13 protein-coding genes and 1 pseudogene are annotated in these 15,414 nt (G+C 63.9%); 8 read left to right on the top strand and 6 right to left on the bottom strand.

Features of this window, described 5'->3' with window-relative positions:
• Positions 1-99: pseudogene (locus EN738_RS36100) on the top strand (lactoylglutathione lyase); the annotation flags it as partial.
• Positions 100-165: 66 nt separating this feature from the next.
• On the opposite strand, the gene EN738_RS03170 reads toward EN738_RS36100, so the two are convergent.
• Together EN738_RS03170 and EN738_RS03175 are read right to left on the bottom strand one after the other, a co-directional pair.
• Positions 166-1,242: a quinone-dependent dihydroorotate dehydrogenase gene (locus EN738_RS03170; protein ID WP_127282416.1), complete on the bottom strand. Its 1,077-nt coding sequence runs from the start codon at positions 1,240-1,242 to the stop codon at positions 166-168.
• Positions 1,239-1,589: a DUF952 domain-containing protein gene (locus tag EN738_RS03175; protein WP_127282417.1), complete on the bottom strand. Its 351-nt coding sequence runs from the start codon at positions 1,587-1,589 to the stop codon at positions 1,239-1,241. The genes EN738_RS03170 and EN738_RS03175 overlap by 4 nt, the downstream gene beginning before the upstream one ends.
• Before the next feature lie 168 nt (positions 1,590-1,757).
• Here EN738_RS03175 and EN738_RS03180 point away from each other — a divergent pair, with 168 nt between their 5' ends.
• A complete protein-coding gene (locus EN738_RS03180; protein WP_127282418.1) occupies positions 1,758-2,195 on the top strand; it encodes a hypothetical protein in 438 nt (145 codons plus the stop codon).
• Between the two features lie 421 nt (positions 2,196-2,616).
• Here the strand turns inward: EN738_RS03180 and EN738_RS03185 are convergent, their stop codons facing one another.
• Positions 2,617-2,847, bottom strand: coding sequence for a hypothetical protein (locus EN738_RS03185; RefSeq protein WP_127282419.1), 231 nt, complete (start codon positions 2,845-2,847; stop codon positions 2,617-2,619).
• 209 nt (positions 2,848-3,056) lie between these two features.
• Here EN738_RS03185 and EN738_RS03190 point away from each other — a divergent pair, with 209 nt between their 5' ends.
• Both EN738_RS03190 and EN738_RS03195 read left to right on the top strand, forming a co-directional pair.
• On the top strand, positions 3,057-4,730 hold the full coding sequence (locus EN738_RS03190; RefSeq protein ID WP_245494332.1) for a winged helix-turn-helix domain-containing protein: 1,674 nt from the start codon (positions 3,057-3,059) through the stop codon (positions 4,728-4,730).
• Between the two features lie 216 nt (positions 4,731-4,946).
• The gene (locus tag EN738_RS03195; RefSeq protein ID WP_127282421.1) at positions 4,947-5,606 is read left to right on the top strand and encodes a response regulator transcription factor; all 660 of its coding nucleotides are present in this window, start codon (positions 4,947-4,949) and stop codon (positions 5,604-5,606) included.
• Between the two features lie 52 nt (positions 5,607-5,658).
• On the opposite strand, the gene EN738_RS03200 is transcribed toward EN738_RS03195, so the two are convergent.
• Positions 5,659-6,315, bottom strand: coding sequence for an O-methyltransferase (locus EN738_RS03200; RefSeq protein WP_127282422.1), 657 nt, complete (start codon positions 6,313-6,315; stop codon positions 5,659-5,661).
• A gap of 93 nt (positions 6,316-6,408) precedes the next feature.
• Between EN738_RS03200 and EN738_RS03205 the strand changes: the two genes are divergently transcribed.
• Complete coding sequence (locus EN738_RS03205; RefSeq protein ID WP_127282443.1) at positions 6,409-7,041, top strand: TetR family transcriptional regulator; 633 nt, start codon at positions 6,409-6,411, stop codon at positions 7,039-7,041.
• Between the two features lie 33 nt (positions 7,042-7,074).
• Here the strand turns inward: EN738_RS03205 and EN738_RS03210 are convergent, their stop codons facing one another.
• Positions 7,075-10,560, bottom strand: a complete 3,486-nt coding sequence (locus EN738_RS03210) for a PAS domain-containing hybrid sensor histidine kinase/response regulator (RefSeq protein WP_127282423.1) — start codon at positions 10,558-10,560, stop codon at positions 7,075-7,077.
• 245 nt (positions 10,561-10,805) lie between these two features.
• Between EN738_RS03210 and mscL the strand changes: the two genes are divergently transcribed.
• Positions 10,806-11,228: a large conductance mechanosensitive channel protein MscL gene (mscL, locus tag EN738_RS03215; protein ID WP_127282424.1), complete on the top strand. Its 423-nt coding sequence runs from the start codon at positions 10,806-10,808 to the stop codon at positions 11,226-11,228.
• Positions 11,229-11,335: 107 nt separating this feature from the next.
• Entirely contained in the window at positions 11,336-12,502 is a 1,167-nt protein-coding gene (locus EN738_RS03220) for a pyridoxal phosphate-dependent aminotransferase (protein WP_127282425.1), read from the top strand.
• A gap of 294 nt (positions 12,503-12,796) precedes the next feature.
• Here EN738_RS03220 and hemA read toward each other — a convergent pair whose 3' ends face one another.
• Positions 12,797-14,074, bottom strand: a complete 1,278-nt coding sequence (gene hemA / locus EN738_RS03230; protein WP_127282444.1) for a 5-aminolevulinate synthase — start codon at positions 14,072-14,074, stop codon at positions 12,797-12,799.
• A 274-nt stretch (positions 14,075-14,348) separates the two neighbouring features.
• Here hemA and galE point away from each other — a divergent pair, with 274 nt between their 5' ends.
• Positions 14,349-15,344 carry a UDP-glucose 4-epimerase GalE gene (gene galE / locus EN738_RS03235; RefSeq protein WP_127282426.1) on the top strand — a complete coding sequence of 332 codons (996 nt, stop codon included), beginning with the start codon at positions 14,349-14,351 and terminating at the stop codon, positions 15,342-15,344.
• The last annotated feature ends 70 nt before the right edge of the window (positions 15,345-15,414 follow it).

Here is a 15,414-nt window from a genome sequence, read left to right on the forward strand (position 1 = left end):
CCCACCCCGGCACAGGATTTTGGCTTAATGTATAACCGCCACATTGAAGACCCAGATGGCTATGTTTGGGAGATCGTATGGATGAATCCGGCAGCCTGAACGCGGAAGGGCAACGCGATGAGAGATGACATAAAGGTGTGGGCGCACGGGTAGCGCCATGGCCTTCTAATAAGCCTTGACGGCCCAATGATCCAGGCGGCTGTCGCGCAACTCGCGCAGCGAACTCAGTCCTTCGCGCTCCACAAACCGCGCCATGCCGGCAACGATGCGCCCCGGCAGTGAAGGCCCGGCATAGATCATGCCGGTATAGAGCTGCACCAGATCGGCGCCGGCGCGGATCTTTTCCAGCGCTGTCTCCGTGGAATCGACGCCCCCGACGCCGATGATCGCCATCTCGGGACCGACGAGCTTGCGCATGCGTGCAAGGACAGCGGTCGAGCGCTCGAACAGCGGCTTGCCGGACAGCCCGCCGGCCTCGCCGGCGACGGTCGCGCTCCGCAGCCCCGTCCGCGCCAGCGTGGTGTTCGAGACGATGACGCCGTCGATCCTTTTCTCGGCGACCTCGGCGGCGATGTCTTCCAGTTCCGCTTCGACCAGATCCGGCGCGATCTTGAGGAAGACCGGCGGCGTTGCCGCAGCCGACGCCCGCGCCGCCATGACGCGCGACAGAAGCTCGCCGAGCTGCTCGCGCGCCTGCATGTTGCGCAGGCCCGGCGTGTTCGGCGAGGAGATGTTGACCGTGAGATATGTGGCATGGGGCGCGAAGCGGGCGACGCCGCGCTCATAGTCAGCGATGCGGTCGGCGCTGTCCTTGTTGGCGCCGATGTTGACGCCGACGATGCCAAGGCGACCCTTTCGGGCTGCAAGGCGCTTCTCGGCCGCCTCATGGCCCTCATTGTTGAAGCCCAGCCGGTTGATAACCGCTTCGTCGGCCGTCAGCCGGAAGATGCGCGGCTTCGGATTGCCCGTCTGCGCCAGCGGCGTGACGGTGCCGACCTCGGCGAAGCCGAAGCAGAGGCCGAGCAGCGCGTCCGGCACTTCGGCATTCTTGTCGTAGCCCGCCGCCATGCCGAGCGGGTTCGGGAAATCGAGGCCTGCGACGCGCAGCTTCAGCCGCTCGTCGCGCGGCGGGCGCGAGGTGACCGGCAGGCCACATCTCAACGCGGCGATCGACAGGCCATGCGCCGTTTCCGGATCGAGCGTGAACAGAACCTTTTGGCCGATCCGGTCGAGCACGCTCATTCGGCCTCCAGCGCGGGAAACTCGTGCCGGCCGTCGGCACCGAGCGGCAAGGGGCGGACCCAAAGCACTGCCGAGAGATCGAGCGGCGCATAGAGATGCGGGAACAGCGCGCCGCCGCGCGACACCTCGTATTTCAGCGCTTCGCCGAGGCGCTCGCCATCGATGGCGACAAGCAGCAGGCCGGTCTGGCCGGCAAAATGCTTCGCCGCCGTCTCCCGCACCTGATCGGCGGTCGAGAAATGGATGAAGCCGTCGGCGATGTCGATCGGCGCGCCGGTGAAGCGGCCGCTTCTCTCGGCCTCGCGCCAGAGCGCTTCGGGCGCGATCTTGTAGATAAACTGAGACATGGCTGCGCTATAGTCCGAACGAACCGCGCGGGAAAGGGTGCAGGCAAGGTCCGGAAAGATGTTGCACGGCTTTTCCGGCGGGAGCCTGCGTCGAGGCAAGGAACCACTCTTCCCCACTTCCGGCGCAAACCTATGGTAGAGTGCGCCTACTGGCTCATGGAGGACAACATGCGTCCGCAGCATATACTGATCCCCGCGGCACTTTTCTCGCTGGTCGCCGCGTCGGCCTTTTCCGAGGAAACCGACCGCTACCGGCTGGAAAAGTCGGCCAACGGCTATGTCCGCATGGACACCCAGACCGGCGCCATGTCGATCTGCGAGGAGCGCTCAGGCCAGCTCGTCTGCAAGACGGCCGCCGACGAACGCGCCGCCTACCAGGACGAGATCGACAAGTTGCAGGCCTCGGTCAAGGCGTTGGACGAGCGTGTCGCCAAGCTTGAGAACTCGCTTTCCGCCCGGCTCGAATCGCAACTGCCGAGCGAAGAGGATTTCAACAAGACGATGGGCTACATGGAGCAGTTCTTCCGGACGTTCAAGGACATCGTCAAGGACATGGACAAGGAGAGCGGCGACGACGGCGCCAGGCTCAACCAGCAAAAGACCTGAACTCCAAAGCGCTTCGCCTGAATCCGTTTCAGCGACGCGCCTTGTGTCCGCAAAAGGATGATTTGCAGACCTTCGACTGAATGGCCCCTACGCGTGGCGCCTCTCAAGGCTGGCGTCATCAGCCCGAGGGCGCACGGGTGAGAATGGAAGCATGCAGGTCGGTTCGACCTGAAATCTGGATCCGGCGCTAGGGTTGGGCATCTCAGGATGGTTCGCGTGTGTCGCGACGAACGACTGGGACGAAGAGCTACTTCACGATACGTTCCTGCATCAACAATAGCGCTTGGTCGTGTCCATACCGTGGAGCGGCCGGTCGGGTGCAGAGATAGAACTCGTCGCTCGTAGTCCGCATGACGCCGGGGTCGCCTTCATAGACATACTCCTTGCGGCTGGCGATGTATTAACCGCCGGGCTTGCGACGTCACTTAGCATCGTACACAGAAGCGATGGCCATATATTTCCTCTCACAAATGTAAGCGGTTGAGAGATATTTAAGACCGACAGGAGGAGTGGAAAATTCATATTGGCGTTTCAGGTATTTGCACTCGTCCTCTGAAACTAACACCTTGGGCGGGAAACCATTTTCATGATTGCCGACTACTACAGTGCCGTCAAAATTTAACAGAAGGGTAATTAAAAGAAACCGTTCCATCGCTATCTCCTAGTCTCCCTTGGTCAGGGCTGCAGAATTTCGCGATGCGGAATCCGCTTTTGCAGCCGTTTGCGCTGCCAAAAGAAGAGCGAGCGCGATGATGAGCTTGGTGCGATCCATGTCGCTCTCCGTCCCATCCGGTGCTGCTGGGATCGCTTGGAAGCGACGGTCGAATGGGCTAGGGTTAGGAAGCGCGCCAGGTGGGTGAAATGTCCCGAAAGGCTCCTGAAATTGACCCGAAACCTGCCGAAACGATCACGTTTGGCGGTTTTGTTTTCCTGACCAGAAACAGCGAACTCCGAACGGTCGAAGGCAAAGCGGTCGATCTCCGCAGCCAGTCCGCCGAGGTGCTCTCCGTGCTCGCGACGCGACCGGGCGAGATCGTGTCCAAGGATGCGCTGATGCAGGCGATTTGGCCCGATACCTTCGTGACCGACGACAGCCTTATCCAATGCATTGCCGATATCCGCCGCGCATTGGCGGACGACGCGCATGCGATCGTGGAAACCCTCCCCAGGAGAGGCTACCGGCTGAATGCCCATCCGTCGGATGCAACCGACCTAGACGCCGCGGCCGTCAAGGAGCGAGCCAAGACACGTCTTTCGCGACGCGGGGTCATCCTTGCTGCGATCGTTCTCGTCGCGGCGGCGATCGGCGCATACTACGGCGCGGAAGCATGGCGAGCCGCTCCGGTTCGATCGAGCGACATGCCGAGAATTGCGATCCTTCCCTTCGACGACTTCAGTGCCGGAGCGGACAAGGGATATCTCAGCGATGCCGTCGCCGAGGGGATCATCACCGAACTTGCGCGGAGCAAGACCTATGCCGTCATCGCCCGGAACTCGAGTTTCAGGTACCGAGGGAAGCCCACCGACACCAGGCAGATTGGCGATGAACTCGGCGTCGACTACCTGCTGGAAGGGAGCCAGCAGAAGATCGGAGACCGACTGAAAGTGGCCGCCCAGTTGTTGGATGCGCATGACGGATCGCTTGTCTGGGCCAACACCTACAACGGGGAGATTGGCGATCTTTTCGTCGTCCAGGAGAAGATCATCCGCACGCTTGCGGATCGGGTTGGACGGAGGATCGAGCGCCCCCTGCCACAGAGCGGTGCCGCCAAGGTCAGCGCGCTGCACTATCACCTGATGGGGATTGCCAAGATCCGAGAGGATTTCTCGGCCGCGAGGAACGAACTGTATCGGCAACTGAACCTCAAGGCGATCGAAGAGGATCCGAACTCGCAGTTCGGCTATATCGGGCTGGCCTGGTCCTATCGCAACGATGCGATGTTCGGCTGGAACGAACAGGACCGTGACGAGGCGTTGAAGCGCGCGGCCGAATACGCCGACAAGGCCATCCTGCTCGCCCCTGATGACGCTGAAGCGCATAATATCCGAGCCAGCATCCATACCGAAGCCGGCGAGGTCGAGCAGGCCCTTGCCCGGTACGATCAGGCAATCGCCCTGAACCCCAGCAATTCGGATATCCTGGTCCGCAGCACGGATCTGCTGCTCTATGTTGGCCATACAGACGAAGCGATCGATCGGATCAAGCAGGCCATGGGCATCGATCCCTTCTACCCGGACGATTTCAACTGGCAGATGGGCTGGGCGCTCTGGGAAAAGAACGATTGCGGGGCCGCGCTGGCGGCGATGCGGAAAATGTCCAGAATCCCGAGCGGCGCACACCGAATGCTTGCGGGCATCCACGCTTGTCTGGGAAACAAGCGAGAGGCAAAGGAAGCGCTTGCGGTTTTCCTCCAGAACACTCCCGACGAATCCATCAGTAAGGAGCGCAGGGAGTGGGAGAAGATATGGACCGCCCCCGGAAGCCTCGACCGCTGGATCGGACAGATGCGACTCGCGGGCTTGCCGGAGGAGTGATGGCTGACCGTACGCGGCCTGGCCGGGCGGCCGAGCAATGTCCAGGAAAACTCGGATCGCGACCTTGGCTGCGCCAACGCAAATGAGTTTCCGTCAAAACTGAACCGCCGTGGGAAAAACCCGCGCGCGGCCTTTGCCGCTTGAAAACGGCCAATATCGCCGCATAATCGGCCAGATCCCGTAAAAACAGACAAGCATGGGATTGGGGAGGACTATTTGCCGTCGGGTTACACCTTCGTCATCGCCGACGATCATCCGCTTTTTCGCGGCGCGCTGAAAGCGGCGCTTGTCGGCGTCGGTGACGTCGCCGCTATCCACGAGGCTGGGGATTTCGAAAGCGCCAAGGCGCTGGTCGTGGCCAATGAAGACATCGATCTGGTGCTGCTCGACCTGTCGATGCCGGGCGCCAGCGGCCTGTCCGGCCTAATCTCGCTGCGCGGCGTTCATCCGGCCGTGCCGCTGATCGTGGTCTCGGCGCATGACGATCCGGTGACGATCCGCCGCGCACTCGACCTCGGCGCCTCCGGCTTCATCTCCAAATCGGCCAGCATGGAGGAAATCCGCGGTGCCGTGCAGGCGGTGCTGGCCGGCGATATCGCCGCGCCCGTCGGCATCGATCTCGGCGTCGAGCGCGATCCCGAGATTTCTGACCTGATCAAGCGCCTGCAGGCGTTGACGCCGCAGCAAACGCGTGTGCTCGGCATGCTGGCCGAAGGCCTGCTCAACAAGCAGATCGCCTATGAGCTCGGCGTCTCCGAGGCGACGATCAAGGCGCATGTCTCGGCCATCCTGCAGAAGCTCGGCGTCGACAGCCGCACCCAGGCGGTGATCCAGCTTTCCCGGATCGGCGGCGACCCGCTGCAGCCCGCGAGCTGATTGGCGGGCGCCTGCCGTCGAAGCAGCATCAGCTGCTTGTAGCGAGGCTTGTTCAACTGAGCCGCACGGACAGCTCGACATCGTCGCCGAAGGGGGTGGAGATGTAGCCCGATGCCGGCGAGCGCACGCGCTCCAGATATTCGGGAGAGAGGTCGGCATTGTCGGCGATGACCAGCGCGCCCGGTTTCAACCGACTCTCGACCAGGCTCAAGATTTCCGGATAGAGCGCCTTGGCGCCATCCAGCAATAGAAGGTCTATCGCGTCGGGCAGGTCGGCGCTCAGCGTCTGCAACGCATCGCCCTCGCGGATTTCCACCAGGTCGATGAGGCCGCCTTCCGTCAGATTGGCCTTGGCGCGGACCACCTTGGACGGCTCGAACTCGGTGGTGATCAGGCGGCCGCCGCCATTGTCCCTGAGCGCCGCGGCAAGATAGAGCGTCGAGATGCCGAACGAGGTGCCGAACTCGATGATGACGCGCGCGCCGCTGCTGCGTGCCAGCATATAAAGCAGCGTGCCGGTTTCCGGCGAAACAGCGAGCCACAAATCCCTCAGCCGCCCGTAGAGATCGACATACTCGGTCTTGCTGCGCAGCAGGCGTTCCCGCTCGTCGTGCGAGATGCCGGCCATTGCCGGGCTGGTTGCGGTCTCGGCTTCCTTGAACAGGCGGGCGAGCAGGGGTGCAAGCGGGGCGTTTGTGAGCGTGATCATCGAAGTCTCCAATCGAAAATGGCTGTGTTCTTGTGTTGTGCTGAAAATACGAATAATCCTTCAGGTTTCCAATTCGCATTACCCGGCCGCGCCATGACCGAACGCTCAAGCCATTCTATTTCCTCGCGAAAGCAGCCCAAGCAGGCTCGCGCGACGGAGCTTGTTTCGGCGATCCTGGAGGCTGCTGTTCAGGTTCTGGCGAGTGAGGGCGCCCAGCGCTTCACCACCACGCGCGTGGCAGAAAGGGCCGGCGTGAGCGTCGGCTCGCTTTACCAATATTTCCCCAACAAGGCCGCGCTGCTGTTCAGGCTGCAGAGCGATGAATGGCGGCAGACGGGCGGTTTGCTGCGCACGATATTGGAGGACGACAAGCGGCCGCCGCTGGAGCGGATGCGCACGCTGGTCCATGCCTTTATCCGCTCGGAGTGCGAGGAAGCTGCCGTGCGCGTGGCACTCAATGACGCCGCCCCACTCTACCGCGACGCGCCCGAGGCGCACGAGGCAAGGGCCTCGGGTGAGCGCACCGTCCAGGCCTTCCTGCGCGAAGTTCTGCCCGGAACCCCGCAAGCAACCCAGGACCTGGCCGGCGATCTGATCACGATGACGTTGAGCGCGGCGGGAAAGGATTTTTCGGCAAGCCCGCGCACCGACGCGGAGATCGAAGCCTACGCCGATGCCATGGCCGACATGTTCTGCGCCTACATCGCAAGCCTTGGATACCGCTGAGACAGGCTCGGCCTGTGTTGTAAGCAGGCGCGGCTATTCCGCCGCCGAAGCCAGCGGCCTGATCCGCGCCATCATCGAGCGCAGCACGGCCGGCTTCAGCGGCTTGTTGATCACCGGCACGTCGAGCCGGCCTGCCGATGCGCGCACTTCGCTCGATCGGTCGGCCGTGACCAGCACGGCCGGCAAGTCCTGGCCGTGAAGCGCTCGCAGCGTCGCGATCACGTCGAGCCCGGTGCCGCCGTCGAGGTGGTAATCGGCCAGCACGATATCGGGCTTGCGGCCAACGGATGCCGCCAAATTCTCTGAGCCAGCGGCCGTCTCGACGCTGCATCCCCAACCCTCGAGCAAGAGCCGCATGCCGTCGAGGATGCGGGCATCGTTGTCGATGCACAGCACCTTGAGGCCGGCAAGCGAGGAGGCCGCGCGCGCCGGCGCCTTCTCGATCTCGCGCCGGGGCGCCGCGACCGCGGCCACCGGCAGGATGACGGAGAAGCGGGTGCCCTTGCCGGGATTGGAGAAGATGCGGATCTCCAGCCTCAGCACCCTGGCGATACGGTCGACGATCGAAAGGCCAAGGCCAAGCCCCTCGGCCTCGCGCGCGCCTTCGTCCAGCCGGGTGAATTCGTGGAACACCGTGTTCAGCTTGTCGCCGGCAATGCCGATGCCGGTATCGATCACTTGGATCTCGGCCAGCGACCCCCGCCGCCTGACGCCGACCAGGATGCGGCCATGGCGGGTGTATTTGATCGCGTTCGATACCAGGTTCTGGATCAGGCGGCGCAACAGGTTGCGGTCCGTCACCACGGTGAGCGACGACGGCATGATGGTGAGTTCGAGCTTCTTTTCGGCGGCCATCGGCCGGAAGTCGGTGCCGATCTGGCGCAGCAGCCCGTCGAGGCTGAAGGCGGTGTCGTCGGGCTTCATGGCGCCTGCGTCGAGGCGAGAAATGTCGAGCACGGCGCCCAAAATGGTCTCGACCGACTCCAGCGAGGATTCGATGTTGACCGCGGCCTTGCCGGCGGGACCCTTGCCGGCCTTCTCGATCAGCGACGAGCAGTAGAGCCGGGCGGCGTTGAGCGGCTGCAGGATGTCGTGGCCGGCGGCGGCGAGGAAGCGCGTCTTGCCGAGATTGGCCTCCTCGGCCAGCATCTGCGCCTGCGCCAGCTCCTCGTTGACGCGGGTCAGTTCGATGGTGCGGGTCTTCACCCGCTGCTCCAGCGATTCATTGGCCCGCTTCAGCGCCAGGTCCTGTTCGACGCGGCCGGAAATGTCGGCATAGGTGGCGACGATGCCGCCGTCCGGCATCGGGTTGGAGCGCAGTTCCAGGATGCGGCCGCTGGTCTTCAGTTCCATCTGCCAGGGGCCGGCAAAACTGGTCAGGCGGTTGAGCATCGCCACGCGCTGGTCGGCCGCGATATCGCCGCGCTCGGCGAGGTGGCGCAGGATCCGGTCGAGCGAGACGCCGACCTGGCCCATTTCGTCGGGCAGGCCGAACAGCGCCCGGTACTGGCGGTTCCAGCAGATGAGGCGGAAATCCCGGTCGAAGACGGTGATACCTTGCTCCATCTGGTCGAGCGCGATCTGCAGCAGGTCGCGATTGTGCTGCAGCGCCTCGGTGGCGTCGTCGAGCAGGCGGAAGGCGTCCTTGGAATCGCGGTCGTTGCGGCGAAACAGCAGCGACAGGATCAGCCGCGCCGAGGACGAGCCGACGGCGCTCGCCAAAAGCTGTTCCGAGAAACGAATGACATCCATGCTGGCCTGCTCGTTGCCATGCAGCGTCACACTGTTGTTCTTCTCGAACGACTGGAAGGAACGCTCGGTCCGCTCGACGCCGAGATAGCGGGAGATCGTGTCCTTGAGGTCGTTGACGGTCACGGCGGTGCGGAAGCGGCGCAGGCTCGGCATCGGGACGGCCTCACGCGGGACGAAGATCGCCGCCTGGATGCGCTCCAGCGGCACCGACGCGCGGGAGAGCGAGCCGAGCACGAAGAACAGCGCGTTGATCGACAGGCTCCACAGCACGCCATGGTTCAGCGGCTCGGCGACGGTACCGAACAGCGCCTGCGGCCGAAGCGCTTCGAAACCGAACAGGCCGTGGACGATGATGTCGGCGTCGGAACCCACCAGCGAAGGCAGGAGCAGCGTGTAAGCCCACACCAGAATGCCGGCGACCATGCCGAGCGCGGCCCCCCTGCCGTTGGCGCCGCGCCAGATCAGCCCGCCGATAAGGGCCGGCGCAAACTGCGCGATGGCCGCGAACGACATCAGGCCGATCGAGGACAGCCGCGCGCTGTTGGTGCTTTCGCGATAATAGAGGAAGGCGATGAACAACATGATGAAGATCGCGCCGCGCCGCACATTGAGGATCAGCGTGGACCAGTCCTCGTTTTCCGAGGTCGAGGTCCTGAGCAGGCGGCGCACGAACAGCGGAATGACGAGGTCGTTGGAGATCATGATCGACAGCGCCACGCTCTCGACGATGACCATCGCGGTCGCCGCCGAAAGGCCGCCGATGAAGGCGGCCATGGCCAGCAGATCATGGCCGCTGAACAGGGGCAGCGACAAGACGTAGAGGTCGCTGCTGGTCCTGTCGCCCACCAGCGCCAGGCCGGCGAAGGCGATCGGCAGCACGAACAGGTTGATCGCCACCAGGTAAAGCGGGAACACCCAAGTCGCGGTGCGCAGTTCCGCCTCGCTGCGGTTCTCGACGATGGTGACGTAGAACTGGCGCGGCAGCATCAGGATGGCAAAGCCGCTGAGGCAGGTCAGCACCAGCCAGGTGGCCAGCGAGGTGCCATAGCCCATCGCCTGACGCGCCTGTGCATTGTCGGCAAGCTTGTCGAACATGTCGCCGGGACCGCCGAAGATCAGGAACGTCACCATCAGGCCTATGGCGAGGAAGGCGGCGAGCTTGACCACGGTTTCCACCGCAACCGCCAGCACCAGCCCGTCCTGATGCTCCGTGGCGTCGGCATGGCGGGTGCCGAACAGCACCGCGAACAGCGCCAGCAGCATCGCCACCACCAGCGAGATGTCGCTCACAAAAGGATCGAAAGAGGGCGGCGAGCCGGTGTAATGCTCGACCATCAGGCTGACCGAGCCGGAGATCGCCTTCAATTGCAGCGCGATGTAGGGCACGGCGCCGATGGTCGCGATCAGCGTGGCGATCGCCGCGACGGTAAAACTCTTGCCGTAGCGGGCGCCGAGAAAGTCGGCGACGGAGGTGATCTTCTCGGTCTTTGCCAACCTGACTAGGCGGTTGAGCAGCGGAAAGCCGAACACGAACACCAGCACCGGGCCGGTGTAGATGCCGAGGAATTCCAGGCCGCGCTCGGAGGACAGGCCGACCGAGCCGAAGAAGGTCCAGGAGGTGCAGTAGATGGCAAGGCTGAGCGCATAGATGAAGGGTCGCGCCCGGCCGAGCCCGGCCGCCGCAGCGCGCCGGTCGCCGATGCTCGCTATGGCAAAGAGCAGCGTCACATAGGCGATCGCGATGATGACGATGAACCAGCCCTGCACGGTTCGAACCTCCTCCCTGGCCGGTCTCGCGTCGGCCCATGCCAGACGCAATCACAGCTTCGAGGTCGAGTCCATCGCGGCTTTCGGCGCATAGCGGCGGAGGGCAATGGCCGCGGGCGGCCAGCAGAAAGCGGTGCCCTGGCCCTTTTTCCCGTTTTGCAACCGGGGGTTTTTGTTATGCTAAGCGAGGGCCGGCGCCGAGTGGAAGCTGGGGACGGCAGCGTGGCCACGGCAAGGAGGGTCGAATGCTGAAAGAATTCCAGGAATTCATTTCCAAGGGCAATGTCATGGACTTGGCCGTCGGTGTCATCATCGGCGCCGCCTTCGGCAAGATCGTCACTTCGCTGGTCGACGACGTCATCATGCCGATCGTCGGTGCGATCTTCGGCGGGCTGGACTTCAACAACTACTTCTTCGGACTGTCCTCGAACGTCCATTCGCCCGCGCTGGCCGACGCCAAGAAGGAGGGCGCCGTTTTTGCGTATGGCAGCTTCATCACCGCGGTACTGAACTTCCTCATCCTTGCCTTCATCATCTTCCTGATGGTCAAGGCAGTGAACGGCATGCGCAAGCGGCTCGAGCGCGAGAAGCCTGCAGCACCTGCGGCGCCGCCGCCCGCCGATATCGCGCTGCTTACCGAAATTCGCGATCTCCTCGCCAGGAAATAGCGCGCAGCGGATTTCTGGACCAAAACCCCGGCCGCTCGCGGCCGGGGTTTTCTGTTTGCGGCCGTCGTAAAACACGCTAGCTGTCGGCAAACCAAGCGGATTTTTGCATGACCCTGATCCAGACCTTGCGCGCCGAGGCGCGCGCTGCGCCCGAAAGCGGCATCGTCGCCGTGATCAACCATGGCCGGCTGCGCGACGGCATGATCCCGCTTTGGGCCGGCGAGGGCGATCTGCCGACGCCTTCCTTCATCAGCGATGCCGCCGCCCGTGGGCTCGCCGCCGGCGAGACCTTCTACACCTGGCAGAAGGGCATTCCGGAGCTCAGGCAGGCGCTTGCCCGCTACTATGGCCGGCATTTCGCCAGGAGCTTCGCCGAGGAGGAATTCATCGTCACCGCGTCGGGCATGCACGCCATCCAGCTGGCGATCGACGCGCTTGCCGGCCAGGGCGACGAGGTGATCTATCTGTCGCCGGCCTGGCCGAATTTCGCCGCCGCGGCCGGTGTGGCGGGCGCCGTTCCGGTCGCGGTTACGCTCGATCCGTCCGGCAATGGCTGGTCCTGCGATGTCGACAAGATCGCCGCGGCGATCACGCCGCGCACCAAGGCGCTGTTCGTCAACACGCCGTCCAACCCGACCGGCTGGACCGCCGACAGGGAAACGCTGCAGGCGATCCTCGACCTTGCCCGCCAAAGTGGCGTCTGGATCATCGCCGACGAGATCTACTCGCATTTCCACTATGGACGCGGCCGCGCCCCGTCCTTCCTCGACATCGCGACGGCAGAAGACCGCATCCTGTTCGTCAACAGCTTCTCCAAGAACTGGGCGATGACCGGCTGGCGCGTCGGCTGGATCAAGACCCATCCCGCCTTGCAGCAGGTGTTCGAGAACCTGATCCAGTATTCGACCTCGGGTGTCGCCCAGTTCATGCAGCGCGGCGCCGTCGCCGCCCTCGACGAGGGGGATGCCTTCATCGTCGAACAGGTCGAGCGTGCGCACGCGGCGCGCGACCTGGTCTGCGGCATTCTGGGCGCGACCGGCAAGGCGCGCTTCACCGTGCCGCAGGGCGCCTTCTACCTGTTCTTCACCGTCGACGGCATCACCGATTCCCGAACTGCCGCCTTCGACATCGTCGACCATGCCAATGTCGGCCTGGCGCCCGGCACCGCCTTCGGCCCAGGCGGTGAGGCCTTCCTCAGGCTATGCTTCCACCGCCGCCTCGACCAACTCGAGGAAGCGGCGCATCGCCTGGCGAAGTGGATGACGACGATTTGAGCAAGGCTGGATTGTGGGTCAGGCAAGTTCTTGCCTGAACGGCTTACTTTCGAAGGGCGGTGCCGCCCCTCATCCACCTGCCGGCACCTTCTCCCCGTGAAGGACGGGGAGAAGGGAGGGCCGCAACCTCGCCGCTCTTTTCTGCGACGCGCCAAGTGGCGAAACCATCAACGCCAGCGCTTTTCTCCCCGTTCTTCACGGGGAGAAATGTCCGGCAGGACAATGAGGGGCAGCGCCAGCGTTCTATGATTGGCAGGACCTGTTACCCATCACCGCCCACAAACCACCAGCAGGTCACCCGCCCGACTTCGGCACCAGCAGGGGAATGATCCGGTCGGTCTTGGCGACGGCCGGCCGTCCTGTCGAGGCGTAGGGGATGCCGAGCGCGTCCCAGGTCTCGACCAATGCGTCCTGCAATTCGGCGATCAGCGCGTCCGAATGGAACGGCGTCGGCGTAATGCGTAGCCGCTCGGTGCCGCGCGGCACCGTCGGGTAGTTGATCGGCTGGATATAGATGCCGTGCACGCCGAGCAGGCGGTCGCTGGCCATCTTGCAGAGCTCGGGATCGCCGACCAGCACCGGCACGATGTGGGTGGGCGATTCCATCACCGGCAGGCCGGCGGCGGCAAGCACTTCCTTGGTCCGCGACGCCTGACGCTGCTGCGCCTCGCGCTCGGCCTGCGAGCGCTTGAGATGCCGGATCGAGGTGGTGGCGGCGGCGGCGACAGCCGGCGGCAGCGCCGTGGTGAAGATGAAGCCCGGCGCGTAGGAGCGCACGGCGTCGATCACAGCGCTGGTGCCGGTGATATAGCCGCCGAGCGTGCCGAAGGCCTTGGCAAGCGTGCCCTCGATGATGTCGATACGGTCGGCCAGCCCCTCGCGCTCGGTGATGCCGCCGCCGCGCGCACCGTACATGCCGACGGCATGGACCTCGTCGATATAGGTCATGGCGTTGTAGCGCTCGGCGAGGTCGACGATCTGCTTGATGGGCGCGATGTCGCCGTCCATCGAATAGACGCTCTCGAACACGATCAGCTTGGCGCGCTCGCGTCCCGCCGCCTGCAGCAGGCTTTCTAGATGCGCGATGTCATTGTGGCGGAAGATCTTCTTTTCGGCACCCGAACGGCGCACGCCCTCGATCATTGAGGCGTGGTTGAGCTCATCCGAGATGATCAGGCAGTTGGGCAGCAGCCGCGCGATGGTCGAGATCGAGGCCTCGTTGGAAACGAAGCCGGAGGTGAAGACCAGCGCTGCTTCCTTGTCGTGCAGGTCCGCCAGCTCCAGTTCGAGCTCGACCAGCGGGTTGCTGGTGCCGGAGATGTTGCGGGTGCCGCCGGCGCCCGAGCCCATCTTGCCGGCCGCCTTCTGGAAGGCGGCGATGACGTCCGGATGCTGGCCCATGCCGAGATAGTCGTTGGAGCACCAGACGGTGATTTCCTGGGCGCGGCCGTTGGAGCGCCAGATCGCGCGCGGAAACTTGCCGACGATGCGTTCGAGGTCGGCGAAGACGCGGTAGCGCCGCTCCGCGTGGAGCTGGTCGATCGCTTCCTCGAAGAACCGCTGGTAGTTCATGTCGCCTTCCCAATTTTGCGCCGGATCATAGTCACTGCCCAATTCGGCGTCCACCGGCCGCGTCCGGTCAAAATGCCACGCCCCGAGCCTGTTTCTAACGACCACGGATCGTGGCCTATTCCCTTGATGTGGATCAACTTTGTTTCAGTACGATGCCTTGGGCTCCGGCGACTGTTACGCATTTGACACTGGAGTTTTATTCGCCTTGCGGCGCGCTTTCCAGTAAGGCGGCCTTGAGACAGTTTCCAATAAATCTTGATCAGCGAGGATACGGATGGCGGTTTTGGTGACGGGCGGTGCCGGTTATATCGGCAGCCATATGGTCTGGGAGCTCCTGGACGCGGGCGAGAGCGTCGTCGTTCTCGACCGGCTTTCGACCGGTTTCGAATGGGCGGTGGCGCCGGAGGCCAAGCTCCTCGTTGGCGATGTCGGCGATCGTGAACTGGTCGGCCAGATCATCAGGGACTACAAGGTCGACGCCATTATCCATTTCGCCGGCTCGATCGTGGTGCCCCAATCGGTCGCCGACCCCCTCGGCTACTATGAGAACAACACTTCCAAGACGCGCACGCTGATCGAGACCGCGGTGCGCGAGGGCGTGCCGCATTTCATCTTCTCCTCCACCGCCGCCGTCTATGGCGGCGCCGGGCTGGAGCCGGTGCGCGAGGATGCGCGGCTGGCGCCGGTTTCGCCCTATGGCCTGTCCAAGCTGATGAGCGAATGGATGTTGCGCGACGCGGCGAACGCGCATGATATCCGCTACACGGCGCTGCGCTATTTCAACGTCGCCGGCGCCGACCCCAAGGGCCGTACCGGACAGTCGACGCCCGGCGCCACGCATCTGATCAAGGTCGCCTGCGAGACCGCGCTCGGCAAGCGCCCCCTCATGCAGGTGTTCGGCACCGATTATCCGACGCCGGACGGCACCTGCATCCGCGATTACATCCATGTCAGCGACCTGGCGGCGGCGCACCGGCTGGCGCTGCAGCGGCTGCGCGCCGGCGGCGAGAGCCTTGTCGCCAATTGCGGCTACAGCCACGGCTACTCGGTGCTGCAAGTCATCGACAGCGTGCGCCGCGCCTTCGGCCGTGATTTCGAGGTCAAGATGGGCGATCGCCGCCCGGGCGACGCCGCCGCCATTGTCGCCAATTCCGAGCTTGCCCGCGCTGAGCTTGGTTGGACGCCGCAGCGCGACGATCTCGATCGGATCGTTGCCGACGCGCTGGCCTGGGAACGGATTTTGACGGGGAAGAATTCGGCGAGGGGATAGGGGTGCTTTTGCCAGGGCCGAATTACATTTCGGTCCGCCAGCGCTGCCCCTCACCTGCCTGCCGGCATCC

It is taken from the genome of Mesorhizobium sp. M4B.F.Ca.ET.017.02.2.1, from assembly GCF_003998955.1.
GTDB lineage: Bacteria > Pseudomonadota > Alphaproteobacteria > Rhizobiales > Rhizobiaceae > Mesorhizobium > Mesorhizobium abyssinicae.